Origin of the sequence: Streptomyces sp. NBC_00459, from assembly GCF_036013955.1 — a bacterium.
Classification (GTDB): Bacteria; Actinomycetota; Actinomycetes; order Streptomycetales; family Streptomycetaceae; genus Streptomyces.
The window spans coordinates 8583940-8603675 of record NZ_CP107903.1 but is presented as its reverse complement, the minus strand read 5'-3'; the positions used below and the strand labels follow the sequence as shown (position 1 = coordinate 8603675).

Sequence of the window (19736 nt, the reverse complement as noted above, 5' to 3'; positions counted from 1 at the left end):
TGCGCACGCCCCCGGCGGTCACGTGGGCCACGCGGCCGGGGCCCGCTGATGCCGACCCCGCACAGCCGCCGTCAGCATGGGCCCCTCGCCGAGGCCCGGATCGGCCCTGTCCCGGGACGCGACGCGCCTGGCAACGGGGGCGCGTTTCGGCGTTCGGCACCGCCCGAACCCGCCCTGCGCACGCCCCCGGCGGTCACGCCGGCTGTGCGGCCGGGGGCTCGTCCAGCAGCCACGGCAGGGCGCCCCGGTCGCTCGCGCCCAGGCGGGTGTACGCGCTGTACAGGTGGTTTCCGACTGTTCGGACGGACAGGGTGAGCCGGTCCGCGATCTGGCGGTTGCTCAGGCCGGTCGCCGCCAGGGTGACGATCTGGCGCTGGCGCGCGGTGAGTTCGCCGAGGACCAGGCCGGACAGGGCCGGGGTGCGGGCGCCCTGGCAGCGGCGGGCCAGGGTCATCGCTCGGGAGCGGGACCTGCGGGCGGCGCGCGGGTCGCGGTGTACCGGGACGGCCTGGGCGTGCGCCTCGGCCGCGAAGAGCAACAGGCCTCGCCGTTCCAGGAGTTCGGCGGCGCGGTCCAGCGCGGGGCCGTCCTGGCGGACGAGCGCGTCGGCGTGCCGGGCCAGCGGTGCGGCACCCTCGCCGGGCAGCCGGGCCAGCCGGTCGGCGACCAGGTGCGGGGCGCCGAGGCGTACGGCGTCGTACAGGACGTATGCCTCCCCCTCCCCGCCCTCGGGGGCGGTGGCCGACTCCAGCGCCCCGGCGATGTCGCCGTGCGCCGCCCTCAGCCATGGGGTCGCCCGGCCCGGGGACGTGGTCGCGACCTCGCTCAACTGGGTTGCCGCCAGCGCCAGTTCCGTACGGCAGGACGGGTCGTCCGGGGTGCCGCGCAGGCCTTCCCTGGCCCACGAGAGGGCCTCGCGCAGTTCTCCGCGCAGTCGGGCGAAGCGGGCCCGTACGGTCGCGTAGTCGGCCGGTACGGCAGGGTGCGGGGCCGTGTTCCCGGCCGCCAGCCAGTCCCCGACGGGGCCCGCCGGTTCCTGGACGTCGGTGCGCTCGATGCGGTCGGCCAGTTCGGCACGCTCGGCGTCCAGGGCCGACACGCACTCGGCCGGGGTCCGGGACAGTCTCCTGGCCCGGAGTTGCCCGGCGCCCGCGCGCAGGATGGGCCCGTGCAGGGGGTGGGCGAGGCGGACCTCGGAGAGGGCGTCGACGCGGATCAGGCCGTCGGCTTCGAGGCGTTCGAGTGCGCTCAGATCCAGGTCCGCGATGTCCAGCGGGAGCGGTTCGCTGAACGCCAGGCGTTCCAGGGCGTCCCGCTCCTCGGCGCAGGCGCGGTTCAGGGCCTGCCCGACCCGCTCGCGTACCGCGGCCGTCACGGGAACGGGGCCTCGCCACATCAACTCATCGGACTCCAGGGTGAGTTCGCCGCGATAGCGCACCGCGCCGACCAGGTCCCGCAGCAGCCGCAGATCGCCTTGGCAGAGGTGGTGCAGACGGCGGGCGGTGAGCGGCTCGACCGGACCGCCGGCGCCGGTCGCGACCAGTTGGGCGGTCTCCTCGCGGGGCAGCGGTTCCAGGGCGAGACGCGGCAGCACCTCGCCGGTCCACAGCCGGGACACCGCGCCGGGCGCCGGGGCACCGTCCGTCGCCACCACGAGAAGCCGGGTACGTCCGTGCACCGCGAGCTGGTGGACCAGCGCGGCCGAGGAGTCGTCCAGCAGATGGGCGTCGTCGACCAGCAACGTGCGCACGCCGGTGAGGAGTTGGACCGCGCGGTGCAGGGAGACCTGCTCCGGGAGGAGGTGGGCGAACGCGGCGAAGGGGATGCCCCGTGTCTCGGGCGTACCGCTCACCTTCGCGCAGTCGGTGCCCCGGACCACCTCCGTGACCAGCCGGGTCTTGCCGTGTCCGGCCGGGCCCGTCACCACGACGCCGTGCCGTTCGGCCGCCAACGATCGGCGGATCAGCTCAAGTTCGTCGTCCCGGCCGGTGAACGGCCAGGGCAGTTGCAGGGTCTTGGCTTCCCGTACGAAAGTCGTCACGTGAACAGGAGCCGGGCTACTCACCTTTGATACAGGCCGACTTGAGTAGCCCCCGACTCAGGCGCCCGAGGCCCCGTGACCCGCAGTCTGTTCCTCATGAACGCACGGTTCTGCTCACTCGCGCAGCAACCGGCCCCCACCTTCGCACCGGGGCTGCCGGCCGAGCGGCGCAGCGCGCTCCTCTCGGGGCGTCTGATGTGGGTGAACGGCACCGTGCTCCACTACTACTTCTTCGACCGGGACAACGACGGTTCGGTCATCCCGCTGCCGGGGACCGGGGAGACGCGGTGGGAGTCGTGGGCCGGCGCAGAGGCACAGCGCGAGGTCGTCCGCGACTGCTTCCGGGAGTGGCTCGACCTGGGGATCGGGCTGTCGTTCGTCGAGGTGCGCGACCGTTCGGAGGCCGAACTGCGCATCGGGTTCCAGACCGGTGACGGTTCCTACTCCACGGTCGGGCGGGACGCACTCTCGGTGGGTCTGGGGCGGCGCACGATGAACTTCGGCTGGGATCTGACCGCGCCCGGGGAGCGCGCGACGGCCCTGCACGAGATCGGGCACGCCCTGGGCCTGCTCCACGAACACCAGAACCCGTTCGCCGGCATCCACTGGGACGACGAGGCCGTGTACGACGACCTGGCCGGACCGCCCAACTTCTGGGGCCGCGACAAGACGTACTTCAACATTCTCCGCAAGCTCGACCCGGACGAGGTCAACGGCTCCGTCTGGGACCCGCTGTCGATCATGGAGTATCCGTTCTCGGCGGGGCTGGTCCTGGAACCGGAGCAGTTCCGGTCCGGGGTGAGGCCTCTGGGGACGCTCTCCCCGGCCGACAAGGAGTTCGTGCTCCGCTGGTATCCGCCGACGGGCACGCGCAGGCCGGCCGAACTCGCGCCGTTCCGGTCCGCGCCCCTGCGCCTCGGCGCGGGCGAGCAGGCCGACTTCGGCATCGCGCCGCCGGAGACCCGCGACTACACCGTGGGGACCTTCGGGGAGAGCGACACGGTCGTCGCGGTCTTCGAGGAGATCGACGGCGAGCCCCGCTACCTCTCCGCCGAGGACGACGGCGGCACTCCGCACAACGCCCATGTCAGGGTCCGGCTCGTCAAGGGCCGCCACTACTTCGTCCGCGTACGCCTCTACTCCACGTGGGGATCGGGGGAAACGGCCGTCATGTGCTGGTGAAGCTGGGGGCAGAGACCAGCGCATGACGGCCGCCGCGAACGAATCAGACCACCTTCGGGCACTCGGGGGAGCGGTCGAGGACGTCACCTTCATGGGGGAGGGTGACGTCCTCGACCACGCCATGTGCCACGGCTTCAGGACGCCGCGCGTTCACCCGCCGCCTCGGCGTCGGGGTGGGCGAGGCCGAGCCGGTCGCGGAGGGTGGTGCCCTCGTACTCCGTACGGAAGACACCGCGTTCCTGGAGCAGCGGGACGACCGTGTCGGCGAAGCCGTCGAGGCCGCCCGGGGTGATGTGCGGGACCAGGATGAAGCCGTCACTCGCGTCGGCCTGGACGAAGTCGTTGATGGTCTCGGCGACGGTGGCCGGGGAGCCGACGAAGTTCTGCCGGTTGCCGGTCTCGATGACGAGGTCACGGATGGACCAGTTGTTGGCCTCCGCGCGCTCCCGCCACTCGCGGGCGGTGGCCAGCGGGTCGCGGTACATCCGCACCTGGGCCCGGCCGCGGGCGACGGTGTGTTCGCCGAGGTCGGGGTCGATGTCGGGCAGTGGGCCGTCCGGGTCGTACGCGGACAGGTCCCGGTTCCAGACGAACTCCAGGTGCTTGATGGCGGTGGCCCCGCTGACCTGCAGACGGCGTACCTCGCGGGCGAGTTCCTCCGCCTCGGCGTCCGTGTCGCCGAGGACGAAGCTCGCGGCGGGCAGGATCTTGAGCTGGTCGGCGTGGCGGCCGTACTTGGCCAGGCGGTTCTTGACGTCCGTGTAGAACTCCCGGCCCTCCTTGAGGGTGGCGTACCGGCTGAAGATCGCGTCGGCGGTAGACGCGGCGAACTCGCGGCCCTCGTCGGAGTCGCCGGCCTGGAAGATCACCGGGCGGCCCTGCGGGGAGCGGGGCACGTTGAACTGGCCCTCGATGTCGAAGTGCTGACCCGAGTGCACGAAGGCGCCGGCCTTCGCGTCCCGCAGGAAGGTGCCGGTGTGCTGGTCGGCGAGAACCTCGTCGCCGTGCCAGGAGTCGAAGAGCTCGCCCGCGGTCTGCAGGAACTCCTTCGCCCGTGAGTAGCGCTCGTTCTGCGGGAGGAAGCCGCCGCGCCGGAAGTTCTCGCCGGTGAAGGCGTCCCAGGAGGTGACGACGTTCCAGGCGGCGCGTCCGTCGGACAGGTGGTCGAGGCTGGCGAACTGGCGGGCCACCTCGTAGGGCTCGTTGAAGGTGGAGTTGATGGTGCCGGTGAGGCCGAGGTGCTCGGTGACGGCGGCGAGCGCGGTGAGGACGGTGAAGGTGTCGGGCCGCCCGACGACGTCCAGGTCGTATATCTTTCCGCCCTGTTCGCGCAGCCGCAGCCCCTCGGCGAGGAACAGGAAGTCGAACTTGGCGCGTTCGGCTGTCCGGGCGAAGTGGACGAAGGAGCTGAACTCGATATGGCTGCCGGCCTGCGGGTCGCTCCACACGGTGGTGTTGTTGACGCCGGGGAAGTGCGCGGCCAGGTGGATCTGCTTCAGCGGCTTGCTCATGGTCGTACGGTCCTTCCGGCTCAGGCGCCGACAGCAGCGGTGGCGGTGGCGTAACGGTTGGCGGGGCGGGTCAGGCCCAGCAGCCCGCGCAGGGTGTCGGCCTCGTACGCCTGCCGGAAGGCGCCCCGGCGCTGGAGTTCGGGTACCAGTCGCCGGGTGATCGCCGGGAGGTCGTGCCCGGCGACGGCGGGCCGCAGCCGGAAGCCGCTGAGTCCGGCCGACGCCAACTCCTGCAGCAGGTCGGCGAGTTGTGCGGGCGTACCGGCGAAGATCCGGGCGTCGCTGGTGTATGCGTAACCGGCGAGGGCATCCAGTCGCTCACGGCGGGCGGCGGCCTCGGCGGGATCGTCGTCGAGGAGGACGACCAAGTCGCCGAAGACGTGCAGGAGTTCACCGGCGCGGCCGGCCGCCGTCTGCTCGGTGCGGATCTCCTCGACGATGGCGCGGGCCTGGCCGGTGTCGTGCGGGGTGACGTATCCGACGTCGGCCGAGCGGGCCACCAGCCGGTACGGGACGGTGTCGTGGGCAAGCGCGGTGACGATCGGCTGGCCCTGCGGCGGGCGAGGGGTGATCGACGGCCCCTTGACGCTGAAGTGGGGGCTCTCGAAGTCGACGTAGTGCAGCTTGTCGCGGTCGATGAAGCGGCCGGTCGCGGTGTCGCGGATCTCCGCGTCGTCCTCCCAGCTGTCCCAGAGCCGGCGCACCACCTCGACGTAGTCGGCGGCCTCGTCGAAGAGCGCCGCCACCGACTCCCACGCCGGCGGGTCGTTCAGCGGGTCGATGTGCGGTATCGGGCGGCGCCCGAAGTGGGCCGCCTCGTTCTGGCGGGCGGTGATCTGGACGCGCAGACCCGCGCGGCCGGTGCTCACGTAGTCGAGGGTGGCGATCGCCTTGGAGAGGTGGAACGGCTCGGTGTGGGTGGTGACGACCGTCGGGACGATGCCGATGTGCCGGGTGAGCGGGGCGACCCGGGCGGCGATCAGGACGGCGTCGAGGCGGCCCCGGACCTGGTCGGTACGGCCGTCCGGTTCGAGGGGGTGCGAGGACTGGAGGCCGAGGCCGTCCTCGATGGTCACGAAGTCGAGCAGCCCGCGCTCCGCCTCGGCGACCAGGTCGGCCCAGTAGCGGGCGGTGAACAGCTCACGCGGCCGGGCGACGGGTTCGCGCCAGGCGGCCGGGTGCCAGCCGGCGCCGTCGAGGGCGACGGCGAGGTGCAGAGAAGAGGGTGACGAGGACACGAGAGTGACGCCTTCCTGATCGACCGTACGAGAGAACGAGACAGCAGGTCAGGAACGACAGAGCGCGCCGGCCACGCGCAGGAGGTCGATGTGCCGCCGCGAGTACAGCCTCGGACGGCACGGAATGGGCTTCGTCACGACGTGGTCAACAAAGCGATGCCGCCGCGTGTTCCGGCTCTCTGTGTCGGCCGGATGAACACCGGCCGCGCCCCGGAGGGGCGCGGGGAACTGCGCGACAAGCCCACACCGGACCCGCGCCAAACGAACCGCCTAACCCGCGGAGCGCTCCGCGTACGCCGCCCAGTCCAGGATCTGAACGGCCGCTCCGGCAGCCTCCAGCCCCCGGCAGTCGGCATGGTGCCGGCGGGCGATCGCGTCGAGGTCGAGATGACGGCCGAACGCCGGGTGGGCGGCAAGACGGCGGGCATAGGCCCACAGGGCCGGATGGTCGGCGACGCGGTGCACGGCGGCAGCGTCCAGATGCCAGCGGTGCACGGTGTCGAGGCGCACCAGGGAGACCCACAACTCCACGTCCGCCGCGGTCAGTCGGTCGCCCAGCAGATACGGGTCCGCGTCGAGCCGCGCGTTCAGTGAACCCAGCGTGCGCAGCAGGGAGGCGAGCGCGTCGGCGCGGTCGGCGTCCTCGGCGGCGGCGTCTCCGGCTCGCTGGGCCGTCGCGTCGATGCCCTGGGCGCACAGCCGCTCGACGGCCTCGATCTCCGCCTCCAGGCCGCACGGGTACAGCGTGGGGCGGCCGCCGCCGAAGTGCCGGGACAGGTCGCGCAGGATGTCCGGGGTGTGGGTGCTGACGATCCGCCCCGACCAGTCGTCGCTGAGCACCGGGACCGTGGCCGCGCCGGAGTAGCGGTGCGCGCTCGCCTCGTACAGCGGGCGCAGTGCGGAGTGTTCGCCGCCGGGGGCGTCGGGCACGGCGGGCAGTTCGGTCACGGGACAGGCCGCGCCGAGGCCGAGCAGGCTGTGGGTGACGGCGATCCGGAGACAGTCCGGGTCGGCCGGGGACAGGTGGAGGCGGTAGCGGCGCGGCACGGCGTAGTGGCCGCTGCGCGCGTCCCGGCCTAGCCGGCCGCGGAAGGCCGGGGCGGGGCGGGCGGAGGTGGCGGCCAGTGGTGTGACGGTCATGAGTCTCCCCAGATGTGGTGCGCAGACGTACGCGCGGCGGAAGGCGTAGTCGGGGGCCGCCGTGGTGGCGCGGGGTGGGCGGCCGGGCTCAGCGCAGAGGGCTGATGGAGCTGCAGACACGCTGCAGGTCGATGTGCCGGCGGGAGGTCAGCAGCGGGGTCGGCCGGGGTGTGCGAACCACCCGACTGGCTCTCGACTCCACGCGCATCACGTTTCCCTACCTTTTCACTAGGATTCCCATGTGGAGTGTCGATCCGCTCGCGGCCCACGTCAAGGGCGTCTCGTACGGCGGACGGCGCCGGCCCCGCCGGTCTCCGGTGTCCCTGCTCGGCGGGCCCACCTTCATGGCCTCGGACGAGGTCGGCCACCTCGCCGCCTGCACCAACGGCCTCGCCCTGCACCCGCCGTCGAGGTCGCGGATGACGGGGCCGCCGGCCGCCTGTCTGGACGAGGCACCCCTGACGGTCGCCTGAGGGTTTCGGTACGAGGCCCACAGCACTGTTCGACCTGACGCCGACCACGCCCACCCGACCGCGGGGGAACTTCGCAGTGCCCGAAACCCGGACCGGTGTCCGGCCCACCGCACTGCTCACCGGCGGCGTTCGCCAGTGCCGCGACGGGATTGGCCACCCCGCCGAGGGCCGAGAGCGCACCGACCGTCCGCAGTACGTCCACGGGCAATTCGTTCAACGCCCGGTACGGATTCCCCGGGGTGATCCATTCCACTGCATGAAAGTCGTCACCCTTTCGGTCGAGAATTTCATCGAAGGCCTTCTTCGCACCGTCGGCGACATCGCCGATGAATCCCTTGATCGCGTCCTGCGTATTGTTCCTGCCCGTAACAATGTCCTTCTTGTCGACTGAACTCCCGAAACCCGGAAGTCGTTCACAAGAGGCCGGACGCACGCCGACACTCACATGCGGCCATTCGTTACCCGTGGTGTGCCGTGACCCCGTCCAGCGCCTGGGCGCACACGAGCCGCAGCCGTGCCCGTCCCCGGGTGAACGCGCCCTCGGCCGCCTTCAGCGAGATCTGGTGCATACGGGCGAACTCCATCGTGGAGATACCGTCGGCGCGGGCCAGCATGACCTGACGCTCGCGACCCCGCAGCTGCTGGACCTGGCGCAGCAGCCAGCGTCCGAAGTCCTCGTCGCACACGTCCTCGTCCGGCAGCACGGGCCTGCTGACATGCGCGGTACGGCCCACCAGCCGCCGCCTGCGCTCCAGTTCGCGGTAGTGGTCGACGCACAGCCGCAGCGCGACCGAGGTCAGAAAGGGCCCGATCCGCTCCCGGTCGAGGTTGTCGTGGGCCGCCGCCCGCAACATCGCCTCCTGGACGCAGTCCTCCGCGTCCTGGGCGGTCGGCAGCCGCCGCCGGACCAGTCGCATCAGTCGTTCCCGGTGGCCGGCGATCTCCTCCCAGGACAACTCCCGAAGGATTTCTCCGTCGACGATTACGAGCTCATCTGCGCAGTCTTCCGAATTCATGCGGTACACGGCCCCGAAATGATCCCTTGGGTGCGAACCCAGAAAATTCGCACGGCCTATCCCCACCCGACGGGAAAGGACTGTCCGGGTCAACTCACGGACAAACCGAGCCGATTGCCCATCACTCGTCCGAATGGAAAATCGAAGAACCGTTCCCCACGCGCAGCACATCGTGCTATAAAAGTGCACGGCTGCCGGTTCCGCATATTTACGCAGAAACGTCACATCATGATCGGGCCGATGGATTGATTCCCCGAAAGCATACCCATATCGGCCATCGAGGAACTGAACTCGCCAATACCGGCCGACCTGCTTCTGTCCCGCAGGTCACCCCTCGGTCTTTGCGGCGGCCTGTTTGATGGCCTCGCGGATCCGGCAGTAGGTGCCGCAACGGCAGACGTTCTCGATGCGGTCGATGTCCGCGTCGGTCGGTTCGGAGGTCCGCCTCAGCAGCGCCACCGCGGCCATGATCTGTCCGGGCTGACAGAAGCCGCACTGGGCGACATCCCGGTCCAGCCAAGCCTGCTGGACGGGATGAAGGGTGTCTCCGTCGGCCAGCCCCTCGATGGTGGTGACCCTGCGGTCCGCGCAGTCGGCGACGGGCACGACACAGGGCTGGATCTCCGCGCCGTCGAGATGGCTGGTGCAGGCGCGGCAGACCCCGACCCCGCAGCCGTACTTGGGGCCGGTCACGTTCAACAGGTCGCGCAGCACCCAGAGCAGCGGCATGTCGGCCGGGGCCTCGACGGTGACCGGTTCGCCGTTGAGGTCGAAGGTGTAGCGGGGCATCGGAACCCTCTCGGATGCGAGGTCGGGGTGGGGACGGGGGTGGAAGGAGTCGAGGCAGGGGCAGAGACAGGGGCGGGGCGGTGGTCAGAAGTTGAGCGGGAAGCGGCGGGGCCTGGTGCCCGTCGCCCGGGCGTACGCGTTGGCGACCGCGCCCGCCGCGGCCGGCACCCCGAGTTCCCCGGCCCCGCCGGGCTCCCCCTTGGACGGCATGATGTGCGCCTCGAAGTGCAGCGGCGCGTGCCGCTGGCGGGCGTAGTGGAAGTCGGCGAAGCTGCCCTCCCTGACCGCGCCCCGGTCGATGTGGAGGCCGGCCCGCAGCACGGTGGAGATGCCGTCGATCGCGGTACCCATGAGCTGGGCCTCAAGTCCACGTGGATTCACGGCCGTTCCGACGTCGGCCGCCATCACCGCCTTCGTCACCCGCGGGTTCTTCGGGTCGGTGGCGTCGATCTCGATCAGGCAGGCGACGCAGGAGCCGTACTCCTCGTGCACCGCCATGCCCTGCCCGTGCCCGGCCGGCATGGTCCGTCCCCAACTCCCGGCGGACGCCGCCTTGTCGAGTACGGCGCGCACGGCTCTGCTCCGGAGCGTGGTGCGCCGGAAGGCGACCGGGTCCTTGCCCAGGCTCCGGGCGATCTCGTCGACCATGATCTCCTCGGCGGTCCGGGTCGTCCCGGAGTCCACCGACCGCCAGGCGCCGAGCGGTATCGCCGCCAGTGCCACATCGCCCGAATCCCCGGACAGCTGACCGAAGTTGTACAGTCCGCTGTCGCTGGGCACGGGGCCTGCCGCCCGTACGCGCCCCGCCTGAGCGGCCATGGACGTCACCCCGCCCTGTGCGGCGAGGCCCTCCCCCTCCCAGGACTCGCTCACCGAGGACGTCGCATGGACGAAGGCGACCACCCGGCCGCCCTTGTGGCTGGCTCTGATGCGGTGGTGGGTGGCCGGGCGCATCCTGCCGTGCCGCAGGTCGTCGCCGCGGCTCCACATCAGCTTGACCGGCCGGCGGGCCGCCTTGGAGACGAGGGCGGCCTCGACCGCGAAGTCGTGGTTCAGCCGCCGCCCGAACGAGCCGCCGCCGCGCATGACATGGACCTTGACCTTCGACGCCGGGAGTCCGACCGCCGAGGCGATGCTGTCCCGGGCGTCCATCGGCGTCTGGGTGGAGAACCACAGCTCGGCGCGGTCCGCGCGGACGTCCGCGACCACGGTCAGCACCTCCATCGGGGCATGGCCGACGAACGCGAACTCGAACTCCCCCGTCACCTGCGTCGATCCGCTCGGTACGGCGCCCAGCGGCGGGACCGCGGCGCGCAGCCGCGATCTGATGGCCGTGTCGGACAGCGCGGCCAGCGGGCCGGGCGCCCAGGTGATCCGCAGGGCGTCCCGGGCCTGGAAGGCATGGTGGAAGGTGTCCGCGACCACGGCGACTCCGCCCGCGACCCGGACGATCGCGCGGACGCCCGGCAGGGCGCGGGCCGCCCGGTCTTCGACCGCGCGGATCTTCCCGCCGAGCGTCGGCGGCCGGGCCACCACGGTCGGTTTCGCGCCGGGCACCTTCAGGTCGCCGGCGTACTGCGCCTTGCCGGTGATGATGTCCCGCGCGTCGATGCGGGTCGTCGGCTTCCCGATCACCTTGTGCCGGGAGGGCGGTTTGGGCTTGCTGGACACAGCGGGCCGGGTGACCTGCGCGGCGGCCTCGGTGAGCGATCCGAAGGTGGCCGTACGGCCGTCCGGTGCGACCACCATCGTGTTCCGGGTCCGCAGTGTGCGCGCGGGGAGGCGCCACTGCCGGGCGGCGGCGGTCACCAGGCGGGCGCGCGCGGTGGCGGCCAGGGCCCGGGCCGGTCCGTAGAGGGAGCTGACGGAGTTCGAACCGCCGGTGAACTGGCTTCCCTTGGTGCGGGCGTCGGCGAGCGGGATGTCGACGTCGGCCAGCCGGGCGTCCAGTTCCTCGGCGATCATCATGGCGACCGCGGTGGTGACACCCTGGCCGACCTCGACGCGCGGCAGCCGGACGACCACCCGGTTCGCCGCGGTGACCTCCAGGACCAGCATCTCGTCGTCGTCCCCGGTCACCACGACGCCGGGCCGCCCGCTCGCGTCGGCGCTCTCGGCGCCCTCCGCCGAGGACGAGTCGCAGCCGATCGGCGCGGCCACGATCAGGGTGGTCGCGGCCAGCGAGTAGACCATGAACCTCCGGCGGGACCACTGCCGTTCCATCGCCACCCCTGTCGCTTCGCCCACTGCCAGTGCGTCTCCTGTGTAGGAGGGGCGAGGCGGCTTCGTGGTTGCGTGTACGGGCGAGGCTTTCGCCCGTACACGCCCCGGCGAGGTACAGCCGACGAGCGCGGGCCGGGACTGGTCCCGGCCCGCGCTACGGTCGTCGGCCCTCGGTCGGCGGGGTCAGCCGAGCAGCTTGCTCGCCAGGGTCGCGGCGTTGTACGAGCCCCAGCCGGTGGTGAAGTCCCAGCCGGTGGCGGCGGAGTAGGCGCCGTTGCTGCCACTGGTGATGTCGTGGAAGCCGGTGCCGTTGGCCGTGTAGAGGGCGGGGTTGGCGAAGCCGAGGTTGGCCTTGCCGGCCGCCGCGGCCTGCTGGTTGTAGAGCGCGGCGAACGCCGCCCACTCGGGCGCCGCGGCGCTGGTGCCGCCGACCGTGCCCCACGAGCCCTGGGAGTAGATCGAGACGCCGGGGCTGGGGTTGGCGTGCGCGGAGACGTCCGGGACCTGACGGAAGCCGCCGCCGGCGGTCTTCTGCACCGCGGTCTGCCAGCTGGGGATCTTGAAGACGGAGGACTTGCCGCCCCCACCTCCGGACCAGGCCACCTCCTTGCTGAAGGCGTTGGCCGAGGTGACCGTCAGCTTGGTGCCGCCGACGCCGGTGACGTAAGGGTCACTGGCCGGGTAGTCGACGGTGGTGGTGCCGTCGCCCGCGTCGTCGGAGCCGTCGTCGCCGGAGGCCGCGTAGAAGCCGAGGCCCTGGGCGGCGCCCGCCTTGAAGACGGCGTCCACGGCGTTGATGTTGGAGGTGGTGCGGGCGCTCTCGGAGGCGCCCCAGCTGATCGACGTGGTCGGGATGCCGCTGTCGACGATGGCCTGGTAGGTGTCGACCTCACCGGCGTCGGAGTTGGGGCCCTCGAAGACGGTGACGTTCGCCTTGGGGGCGATGGCGTGCAGGACCTCGATGTCCAGCTCGACCTCGACCTGCCCGTCACCGAGCGCGCCGGAGCCGCCGTCCACCTTGGACACGGTCGGGGTGGGCGAACCCAGGCTGTAGTTGGTGTCGTACTTCGTGATGTTGGCCTGCTGGAAGCCGTCGAACTCGAGCAGTGCGATCTTCTGGCCGCTGCCGGTGTACGTACCGGACACGTTGTAGCCGCCCTTGAGCTGGGCCGGGGTGTAGCCGCCGCCCGGGCCGTTGCGGGGAGCGACCCGGGAGACCGACTGGTGGTGCAGCTGGGTGTGGTTGTTGAGGCCGGCCACGTCACTGACGAGGGCGGTGACGGAGGACGGAAGGGTCGGCGCGGCGTCGTTGGCGTAGAAGGAACGCCCGGACGACGCGTCCTTCCAGGTCGACAGCTTGGTGCCGAAGGCCTTCTCCAGCTGGGCGGCGGTGCCGCTCGCGTCGACGAGCAGGTTGCCCGAGTGCACCTTGCCGACGGTGAGGCCCTGGGCCCGCAGGTAGTCCTTGAGCTGCTTGACCTCGGCGTCGGTCCGGCCGAAGCGGGCGGCGAACTGGCCCTTCGTCAGGTAGTGGCCGTAGGAACTCGACCGCGGGTCGCTGACCTTGGCGACGAAGGTGTCGAGCGCCTTGTCGTTTCTCGGGGTCAGACTGATCGCCACCGATATCCGCTTACCGGCGGCGACCTTGCCGGTGCGGGTCGCGTGCTTGTTCAGGCCCTTGAGGACATCTCCGGTGACAGCGGCGCGAGTCGTGTGCGGCTGGACGGCGTTGGCGGCGTAGGCAGCGGGGACCGCGGCGGCGAGCAGGGCAGGTGCGGCGACCAGGCCGAGCAGTTTCAGGCGTGACTTCACTGGGGTCCTCCGGAGAGTGGGGGCGATGTCCCGGAAGCGGAACGACTTCACCGTAGGAACGGCGGCCCCTCCCCCGTAAGCGGGGGAACCCTTGCTCCATGTGTTAACTGCACATGTCATGTCAACGGCGTGTGTCGGGTGCGCGGGGCGTCCGGATCCGGCCGGGCTGACTCACCGTCACTCCCTGTGGCACGGTGGTCACTTGGTCGTCGTCGCCGTACGCCACGGCGGCCCCGGAGGCGAGGACGGCGACCGCCATCGCGTGGGCGAGCGCGGTGCGCGAGCGGACCCCGAGCTTGCGGTAGACCCGCGAGAGGGCGCCCTCCACCGTCTTGACGCTGATGAACAGCTTCGCGGCGACCTCCCGGTTGGTGGCCCCGCCGCCGACCAGTTCGGCGATCCTGGCCTCCGTCGGGGTGAGTTCGGGTTCGCCGGTGCCTGTCTCACCGCCGCGGTCCCTGGCGTCCAGCCGCGCCAGCTCGTCCCAGGCCCGTGCCACCAGCGGAGCGGCGCCGATCCGCTTCGCGGTGTCCAACGCCTCGTGCAGGACCGTTCGCGCCGCGCTTCTGCGCCGTGACCGGCGTTCGACCGTGCCGAGTGCGATCTGGGCCCGCACCAGCTCGACGGGCAAAGGGAGTCGGCGCAGGCGGTCCACGGCGGTACGCAGTCGCACCGCTCCCTCCTTCGCCCTGCCGAGTGCCGCCTCACGCAGTCCCTCCGCCCGCTCCAGGGCTGCCAGTACGCTGCCGGGCACATCACCGGACAGGCGCGCACGGGCGTCGTGGAGCACGTCCCCGGCCGCGTCCGTCTCCCCCAGGACGACCAGGGCTTCGGCCAGGTCCGCGTACCAGTGCAGCAACGGCGGGTCGGCAGCGCACATCGCCTCGCCCAACTGCTTGACGCGTTGCAGCACCTCGACCGCGGCCGCCGCACCCTGCGGGTCCCCGGCGAGCAGCTCGGCCTGGCCGAGCACCGCCAGGGCGCGCAGCAGGAACAGCCGGTCGCCGTCCGCCTCCGAGGCCCGTACCGCCTGCTCGGCGAGGCGCCGGGCCTCGTCGGCGCTGCCGCCCGCGGTCGCCGCGAGCGCCGCCGCGTACAGCGCCGGAGCGGTCTGTACGCCGGTCCCGGCCAGGGTGCGCGCGCAGTGGGCGGCGGTGCGCAGGGCCTCCCGGCACTGCCCGGCGCGCACCTGGATACGAGTCAGCGCGACCAGGGTCGCGACGACCTCCTCGACCCCCGCGAACTCGCCGATCTCCGCCAGGAGCCGGGTGACCCGCTCCCCCGCCTCGGTGACCCTGTCGGAGTCCAGGGCGAGAATCGCCCGCATCCGGATCAGCCCCCAGCTCTCCGGGCCGGCGTCGGCTCCGCCCGTGAGGGCGAGCGCCTCCTCGAGAGCGGCGTCGGCGGCGACCTGTTCTCCGGTCAGGGACAACACCCGGGCGAGGGTGGCGAGGGCCCCGATCCCGGTGTCCGTGTCACCGGCCCGGTCGGCCTGCCGGGCGGCGCGGCGGGCATGGCGGACCGCATCCCCCAACTCCCCGCACAGCAGGCCTCGTACGGCCGCCCAGTAGTGCAGCCAGGCCTCCGCCTCGGGGTCGCCGGCGGCATCCCGGAGGCCCTCCCCGATCAGGTCGCGGGTGCCCTCCAGCGCCTGCCCGGCGTTGCGCAGCAGGATCACTCGGGCGCGTGCCCGCTGCCGTGCGGAACCCGAACCGGCGAGGACGGTTCCGGCCGCCTGTCCCGCCTCCTCCAGCCGACCGCCGTCGCAGGCGTACTCGGCTGCGGCGAGCAGGCGGTCGGCGCGGTCCGCGGGGCGGTCGGCGGGTGTGCGCAGGGCGGCGAGCCCGGCGAGCTCGAAGGCGGCTTCGGGCGTGCCGTCGCGGCGCGCGGACTCGGCCGCCGACATCAGCGTGCGGGCGGTGGTCTCATCCTCGTGCGGGTGGGCGAGGGCGAGGTGGCGGGCGCGCTCCACCGGCTCGGTGACCGCCCGGGCCAGCAGGGTGTGCGCCGCGCGGCGGCCGTACTCCGGCGCGTCCGCGTACACGGCGGCCCGGACCAGCGGATGCCGGAATCGTACGGTTCCGTCGGCGCCGGCCGTGGCGACGCCCAGCCGTTCGGCCTCCGCTAGGTCGTCGGCGGCATCGGGGAGCCCGGCGGCGCGCAGGACGGTGAGGGTGGGGTGGGCGGCGGCGCTCGCGACCAGGAGGGTGTGCCGGGCCGTCGGCGGCAGCGAGCGCGTCCGGTCGAGGAGCCGGTCGCGCAGGCCCCTGGGCACCTGCGGCGGGCGGCCGAGCCCGAGTGTCGCCGCGTCGCGCGGGGTCGTGCGCGCCAACTCCATCGCGTACGACGGGTTTCCGGCGGCGGTGTCCTGGATCGCCCGCAGTACGCCCGGTGGTGGCTCGGCGCCGACGACGGTCCGCACGAGGTCGGCCACCTCGTCGTCGTCCAGGGGCGGCACGAGGAGTTCGAGGGTGTCCGGCGGGCAGCAGCGCCGCCGTTCGGGCCGCTCGCCGTCGGCCACGCGTTCGGCGGCCAGCACCCGGATGTCGAGGCCCTCGACACGTCGTAGGGCGAAGGCGAGCACCTCGGCGGTCGGCTCGTCGAGCCACTGGAGGCCGTCGACGACCAGCAGGACGGGGCCGGCGGCGGCGAGAGCGCGCAGTACGGCGAGGACGGCGACGCGCACCGCGAGGCGGGCGCGGTCGTCGGCCGGTTCGCGCTCGTGCAGCAGAGCGGCTCCCAGTGCCGATCGGGGTTCGGGCGCCAGTGTCTCCAGGCAGCTCTCCGGCACCCGCGCGAACAGGTCGACGAGGCCGACGAAGGGAAGCCCGGCCTCCTCGGGGACGGGCGAGCAGCGCAGCACCGTTCGGGACGGCTGGGCATGCTCGGCCGAGGCCGCCAGGAGGGACGTCAGCAGAGCGGACTTGCCGATCCCGGCGGGCCCGTGGAGGAGGACTCCCTGACGGCCTGCCAGCTCGGCCCGGGCGGTGTCGAACAGTTCGCGGCGACCGGTCACGGACGGGACACCCCTGGCGGCGGCCCGGCCTCGACCGTGGTGCGGCACGTCACGGGGCTCTGGATCATGCGTTCATGACAGCCTTGGTGGATTCGGCTTGTCAATCGTTCAACTCAACCCACGCGTAGGTCCGCCCGGAGCCGGTGGGTCACCTTCCTCCGCCTTGCTCGACGGGAGGCAGGTGATCGAGGCGGAACTCGTCTCGCGGGGCTACGAGTTGGGGTACGCGTTCGTCGCGCAGGGCCCGGAAGGCCGCTGTCCGAAGACGGCCCCGCCGCCTCCGCGGCACCCCGGAGCCGACCGTAGAATCCTCGCGACCAAATCGGGGGCGACATCAGCGGGGGATTCCGGTCCAGGTGGGGGGCACGAGCTCACGGCGCTCGGCCGACGTCGCCCACCATGTCAAAGCCGCAGGTCCCTCTGTCCGGAAACTGTGATCCCGCCGCCGGGTCCCTGCCGCATACGACTGGTGTTCTTGCGATCAGCCGGGGAGCACAGCCTCGGCCGACCGACCAACAGACCAAGGAGCCAGTCCATGTCCTCCCCTCTCACACCCGGTCTTCGGACCGCGCGGAAGGCCGCGATTCCGGCCCTGCTACTGAGCCTCACGCTCGGCGGGCTCGGCATGGCGGGGACCGCGCACGCCGCCTCGGGAGCCAGCTGCTCCAGCCTGCCCTCGACGTCCTGCTCGCCGCAGGTAAAGATCACCGGCGACGAGAACAACGTCCAAGCGGTTCCGCGCGGTCTCCAGGAGGCGGTGAACGCCTTGGACGACTTCGACTGGCCCACGGGCGAGCGTTACGAATCATGGGAGTACGACGTTCAACTCACCCAGACCCACCAGCTCGTGCGGAGATACGTCTCGACAGGCGGCCGGTACTGGGACAACGGGGCTGACCTGACCCGCTGGCTGCACGGGGGAGGCGCCGGCAGCGACTACACCCACTTCCAGAGCGGCTTCCAGGAGTACTACGGACACCTTTACGACTTCCGCCCCAGTGCGGACAGCGCCAAGAAGCTCGGCAACTTCCGCATCGTCCGGGCGCTCGGGAGGGGCGTGCAGCCCACTTGGGTCTCGATCGACCACTACAAGTCCTTCCGGTTCATCGGCTTCCGGTAAACCGGCCCGGCTGACGGCAGCGCCCCGCATCCCGACCAGGGGCGGGGCGCCCCAGCCGCCGAACCGGAAGGGCGGTCGCAGGTCATCAGGTGTTGACCTGGCTGACGAGGAGTGAGTCCGGGGAGCCACCCGCGGGGCAACCCGGCTCACCCTTGAGGAGCGGGTAGGGAAGCCGACTCCGCCGGGGCCCTCGAACGCGTAACGGCTTCCAACCACGGCACAGCCCCTTCGTCACGTATCTGTACGGTCGCTGTCAGGCCCATCGGCCGGCAGCCGCAGGACCACCTCCGCGCCGCCCTCGGGGCGGTTACGAAAGGACAGCCAGGCGCGGATCAGGCGTGCCTGGCCGACGGCGATCGTCAGACCAAGGCCCGTGCCGTAGGCCGCGGAACCGGTGAAGAAGCGCTGAGGGCCGGAAGTGCGCAGTACCGCGAGCAGCTCGGGCGGGAAGCCGGGGCCGTCGTCGCGGACGCGGATCTCTGTGCCGGCGACCTCCACCAGCACGGGTGGGGCACCGTGGCTGAGCGCGTTGGCGGCGAGGTTGGTGACGATCCGCTCCACGCGGCGGGGGTCGGTCGTGACGACCGCGTCCTGGACGACGCGGACCTCCACAGCGTCCAGTCCGTTGACCGCGCGGCGGGCCATGGCGCTCATCTGGCGCGGCTCGCACTCCACCGTCGCGGCGTCGGCGTCGAGACGGGCCACCTCCAGCACGTCTTCGACCAGCCCCCGCAGCCTGTCCACGCCGGCGGCCATCAGCCGCGACGCCGGGCCGGACGGCAGCAGTCCGCTCGCGGTCGCCATGGTCGTGATCGGGCTGCGCAGTTCGTGGGCGATGTCGGCTGTCACCCGGCGCTCGGACTCCAGGCGGGCGCTCAGCGCGTCCGCCATGGAGTTGACGGAGACGGCGAGACGGGCGATCTCGTCGCGGCCGTCCGGGTCGACTCGTGCGTCCAGTTCGCCGTCGGCGATGCGTTCGGCGGTGCGGGCGGCAGCCGTGGCCCGGCGGCCCACCCGCGTACCGAGTATCAGTCCGGCCAGGGAGACGACAAAAGTGGCGGCCGCACCCGCGGCGGCCAGTGTCCCGTCCAGCGCGGCCAGGGACCGCGCCTCGGGGGTGTAGGAGCGTGAGAGCGCGAGCACGTTGCGGTCCGAAACGCGGGTCGCCGCCCACAGCACCGGGCGCGTGCCATCCGTCTGCAGGTAAGTCACCCGAACCCCCCGGCGGACGGCCTCGGCCACTGGGCCGGGCAGGTTCGAGGGGTCGACGCGTGCTGCGGACTTCCGGGCGGCCGTGAAGTCGTACGCGGCGCTCATCAGTTGCCGGTCCAGCTCGGCACGGGCGGTGGCCAGCTGGTTCCCGGCGGTGATCCGGTGGACGAGCACACCGATCGTGGCGGCCACGCACACGGCCGTGGTGGCGACGGCCAGCGCGACCTTGGTGCCGATGTTCATGCGGACCGCCTCCGGACATGGTGCACGGTGCCCGCCTCAGCCACGCAGCTTGTAGCCGACGCCACGGACCGTCTCGACGCGCTCGCGGCCGATCTTGGCCCGCAGCCGCTTCACGCCCACGTCGACCACCCGGGTGTCGCCGGACCAGGCGTAGTCCCACACCCGCTCAAGGAGCAGGTCCCGGGTGAGGACCATGCCGGGGGACGCGGCGAACTCCCGCAGCAGTTTCAGCTCCGTGGCGGTCAGGGCGAGGATCCGGCCGTCCAGGCGCACCTCCAGTGACACCGGACAGAAAACCAGGTCCCCGAAGCGCAGGGGGCCCTTCGACGACGGCCGCTCGGCGGGTGCGGCCCGGCGCAGCAGGGCTCGGATACGGGCCACCAGAACCGGGCCGTCGAACGGCTTGGCGACGTAGTCGTCGGCGCCCGCTTCCAGACCCATGACCACGTCCACCGGGTCGTTGCGTGCCGAGATCAGCAGAACCGGCACCCCGGACTCCTCGCGGATCCGGGCGGCCAGACTCACCCCGTTCAGCCGGGGCAGCATGATGTCCAGCACGGCCACGTCCGGGTGCCGCTCCCGGAAGAGGGCGAGTCCGACCTCTCCGTCGGCGGCGGCCCGTACGGTGTAACCGCGGCCTTCCAGGGTGAGCCGGGTCGCCTCCCGGATCATCTCGTCGTCCTCGACCAGCAGAACATCGTGCATGGGCTCACTTCTTCG

17 protein-coding genes are annotated in these 19736 nt (G+C 72.1%); 4 read left to right on the top strand and 13 right to left on the bottom strand.

Annotated elements, in window-relative coordinates; genetic code table 11:
• Positions 1-193: 193 nt before the first annotated feature.
• Positions 194-2041, bottom strand: a complete 1848-nt coding sequence (locus tag OHN74_RS37830) for a LuxR family transcriptional regulator AbsR2 (protein WP_327699067.1) — start codon at positions 2039-2041, stop codon at positions 194-196.
• A 96-nt stretch (positions 2042-2137) separates the two neighbouring features.
• On the opposite strand from OHN74_RS37830, the gene absR1 reads away from it, so the two are divergent.
• Positions 2138-3223 (top strand): beta-glucuronidase AbsR1, encoded by a 1086-nt coding sequence (gene absR1, locus OHN74_RS37825; RefSeq protein ID WP_327699066.1) that lies wholly within the window; start codon positions 2138-2140, stop codon positions 3221-3223.
• 134 nt (positions 3224-3357) lie between these two features.
• Here absR1 and OHN74_RS37820 read toward each other — a convergent pair whose 3' ends face one another.
• From OHN74_RS37820 to OHN74_RS37805, 5 genes are all read right to left on the bottom strand, one after another.
• Positions 3358-4734 carry an NtaA/DmoA family FMN-dependent monooxygenase gene (locus tag OHN74_RS37820; protein ID WP_327699065.1) on the bottom strand — a complete coding sequence of 459 codons (1377 nt, stop codon included), beginning with the start codon at positions 4732-4734 and terminating at the stop codon, positions 3358-3360.
• Between the two features lie 20 nt (positions 4735-4754).
• The gene (locus OHN74_RS37815; protein WP_327699064.1) at positions 4755-5972 is read right to left on the bottom strand and encodes an LLM class flavin-dependent oxidoreductase; all 1218 of its coding nucleotides are present in this window, start codon (positions 5970-5972) and stop codon (positions 4755-4757) included.
• 48 nt (positions 5973-6020) lie between these two features.
• On the bottom strand, positions 6021-6110 hold the full coding sequence (locus OHN74_RS42990; RefSeq protein ID WP_371664042.1) for a putative leader peptide: 90 nt from the start codon (positions 6108-6110) through the stop codon (positions 6021-6023).
• Between the two features lie 132 nt (positions 6111-6242).
• Positions 6243-7112, bottom strand: coding sequence for a glutathione S-transferase C-terminal domain-containing protein (locus tag OHN74_RS37810; RefSeq protein WP_327699063.1), 870 nt, complete (start codon positions 7110-7112; stop codon positions 6243-6245).
• Between the two features lie 88 nt (positions 7113-7200).
• Entirely contained in the window at positions 7201-7320 is a 120-nt protein-coding gene (locus tag OHN74_RS37805; RefSeq protein ID WP_327699062.1) for a putative leader peptide, read from the bottom strand.
• Positions 7321-7351: 31 nt separating this feature from the next.
• Between OHN74_RS37805 and OHN74_RS37800 the strand changes: the two genes are divergently transcribed.
• Positions 7352-7585: a hypothetical protein gene (locus tag OHN74_RS37800; RefSeq protein ID WP_443060507.1), complete on the top strand. Its 234-nt coding sequence runs from the start codon at positions 7352-7354 to the stop codon at positions 7583-7585.
• Positions 7586-7661: 76 nt separating this feature from the next.
• Entirely contained in the window at positions 7662-7976 is a 315-nt protein-coding gene (locus OHN74_RS37795; protein WP_327699061.1) for a hypothetical protein, read from the top strand.
• Between the two features lie 67 nt (positions 7977-8043).
• Here the strand turns inward: OHN74_RS37795 and OHN74_RS37790 are convergent, their stop codons facing one another.
• From OHN74_RS37790 to OHN74_RS37770, 5 genes are all read right to left on the bottom strand, one after another.
• Entirely contained in the window at positions 8044-8541 is a 498-nt protein-coding gene (locus OHN74_RS37790) for an RNA polymerase sigma factor (protein ID WP_327699060.1), read from the bottom strand.
• Positions 8542-8928: 387 nt separating this feature from the next.
• On the bottom strand, positions 8929-9390 hold the full coding sequence (locus OHN74_RS37785; protein WP_327699059.1) for a (2Fe-2S)-binding protein: 462 nt from the start codon (positions 9388-9390) through the stop codon (positions 8929-8931).
• An 84-nt stretch (positions 9391-9474) separates the two neighbouring features.
• Positions 9475-11583, bottom strand: a complete 2109-nt coding sequence (locus OHN74_RS37780; RefSeq protein ID WP_327700408.1) for a xanthine dehydrogenase family protein molybdopterin-binding subunit — start codon at positions 11581-11583, stop codon at positions 9475-9477.
• Positions 11584-11796: 213 nt separating this feature from the next.
• Positions 11797-13425, bottom strand: a complete 1629-nt coding sequence (locus OHN74_RS37775) for a S53 family peptidase (protein ID WP_327699058.1) — start codon at positions 13423-13425, stop codon at positions 11797-11799.
• Positions 13426-13546: 121 nt separating this feature from the next.
• A complete protein-coding gene (locus OHN74_RS37770) occupies positions 13547-16441 on the bottom strand; it encodes a helix-turn-helix transcriptional regulator (protein WP_327699057.1) in 2895 nt (964 codons plus the stop codon).
• Positions 16442-16976: 535 nt separating this feature from the next.
• Here OHN74_RS37770 and OHN74_RS37765 point away from each other — a divergent pair.
• The gene (locus OHN74_RS37765) at positions 16977-17561 is read left to right on the top strand and encodes a hypothetical protein (protein ID WP_327699056.1); all 585 of its coding nucleotides are present in this window, start codon (positions 16977-16979) and stop codon (positions 17559-17561) included.
• A 231-nt stretch (positions 17562-17792) separates the two neighbouring features.
• Here OHN74_RS37765 and OHN74_RS37760 read toward each other — a convergent pair whose 3' ends face one another.
• Together OHN74_RS37760 and OHN74_RS37755 are read right to left on the bottom strand one after the other, a co-directional pair.
• On the bottom strand, positions 17793-19016 hold the full coding sequence (locus OHN74_RS37760; RefSeq protein WP_327699055.1) for a sensor histidine kinase: 1224 nt from the start codon (positions 19014-19016) through the stop codon (positions 17793-17795).
• A gap of 36 nt (positions 19017-19052) precedes the next feature.
• Positions 19053-19721, bottom strand: coding sequence for a response regulator transcription factor (locus tag OHN74_RS37755; RefSeq protein ID WP_327699054.1), 669 nt, complete (start codon positions 19719-19721; stop codon positions 19053-19055).
• Positions 19722-19736 lie beyond the last annotated feature (15 nt).

What these genes read in the sequence shown, in the direction of transcription:
- absR1 (WP_327699066.1), top strand. Translation starts at nt 2,138, where the DNA reads ATGAACGCACGGTTCTGCTCACTCGCGCAGCAACCGGCCCCCACCTTC.
- OHN74_RS37820 (WP_327699065.1), bottom strand. Translation starts at nt 4,734, where the DNA reads ATGAGCAAGCCGCTGAAGCAGATCCACCTGGCCGCGCACTTCCCCGGC.
- OHN74_RS37810 (WP_327699063.1), bottom strand. Translation starts at nt 7,112, where the DNA reads ATGACCGTCACACCACTGGCCGCCACCTCCGCCCGCCCCGCCCCGGCC.
- OHN74_RS37805 (WP_327699062.1), bottom strand. Translation starts at nt 7,320, where the DNA reads ATGCGCGTGGAGTCGAGAGCCAGTCGGGTGGTTCGCACACCCCGGCCG.
- OHN74_RS37800 (WP_443060507.1), top strand. Translation starts at nt 7,352, where the DNA reads ATGTGGAGTGTCGATCCGCTCGCGGCCCACGTCAAGGGCGTCTCGTAC.
- OHN74_RS37785 (WP_327699059.1), bottom strand. Translation starts at nt 9,390, where the DNA reads ATGCCCCGCTACACCTTCGACCTCAACGGCGAACCGGTCACCGTCGAG.
- OHN74_RS37780 (WP_327700408.1), bottom strand. Translation starts at nt 11,583, where the DNA reads ATGGTCTACTCGCTGGCCGCGACCACCCTGATCGTGGCCGCGCCGATC.
- OHN74_RS37765 (WP_327699056.1), top strand. Translation starts at nt 16,977, where the DNA reads ATGTCCTCCCCTCTCACACCCGGTCTTCGGACCGCGCGGAAGGCCGCG.
- OHN74_RS37760 (WP_327699055.1), bottom strand. Translation starts at nt 19,016, where the DNA reads ATGAACATCGGCACCAAGGTCGCGCTGGCCGTCGCCACCACGGCCGTG.
- OHN74_RS37755 (WP_327699054.1), bottom strand. Translation starts at nt 19,721, where the DNA reads ATGCACGATGTTCTGCTGGTCGAGGACGACGAGATGATCCGGGAGGCG.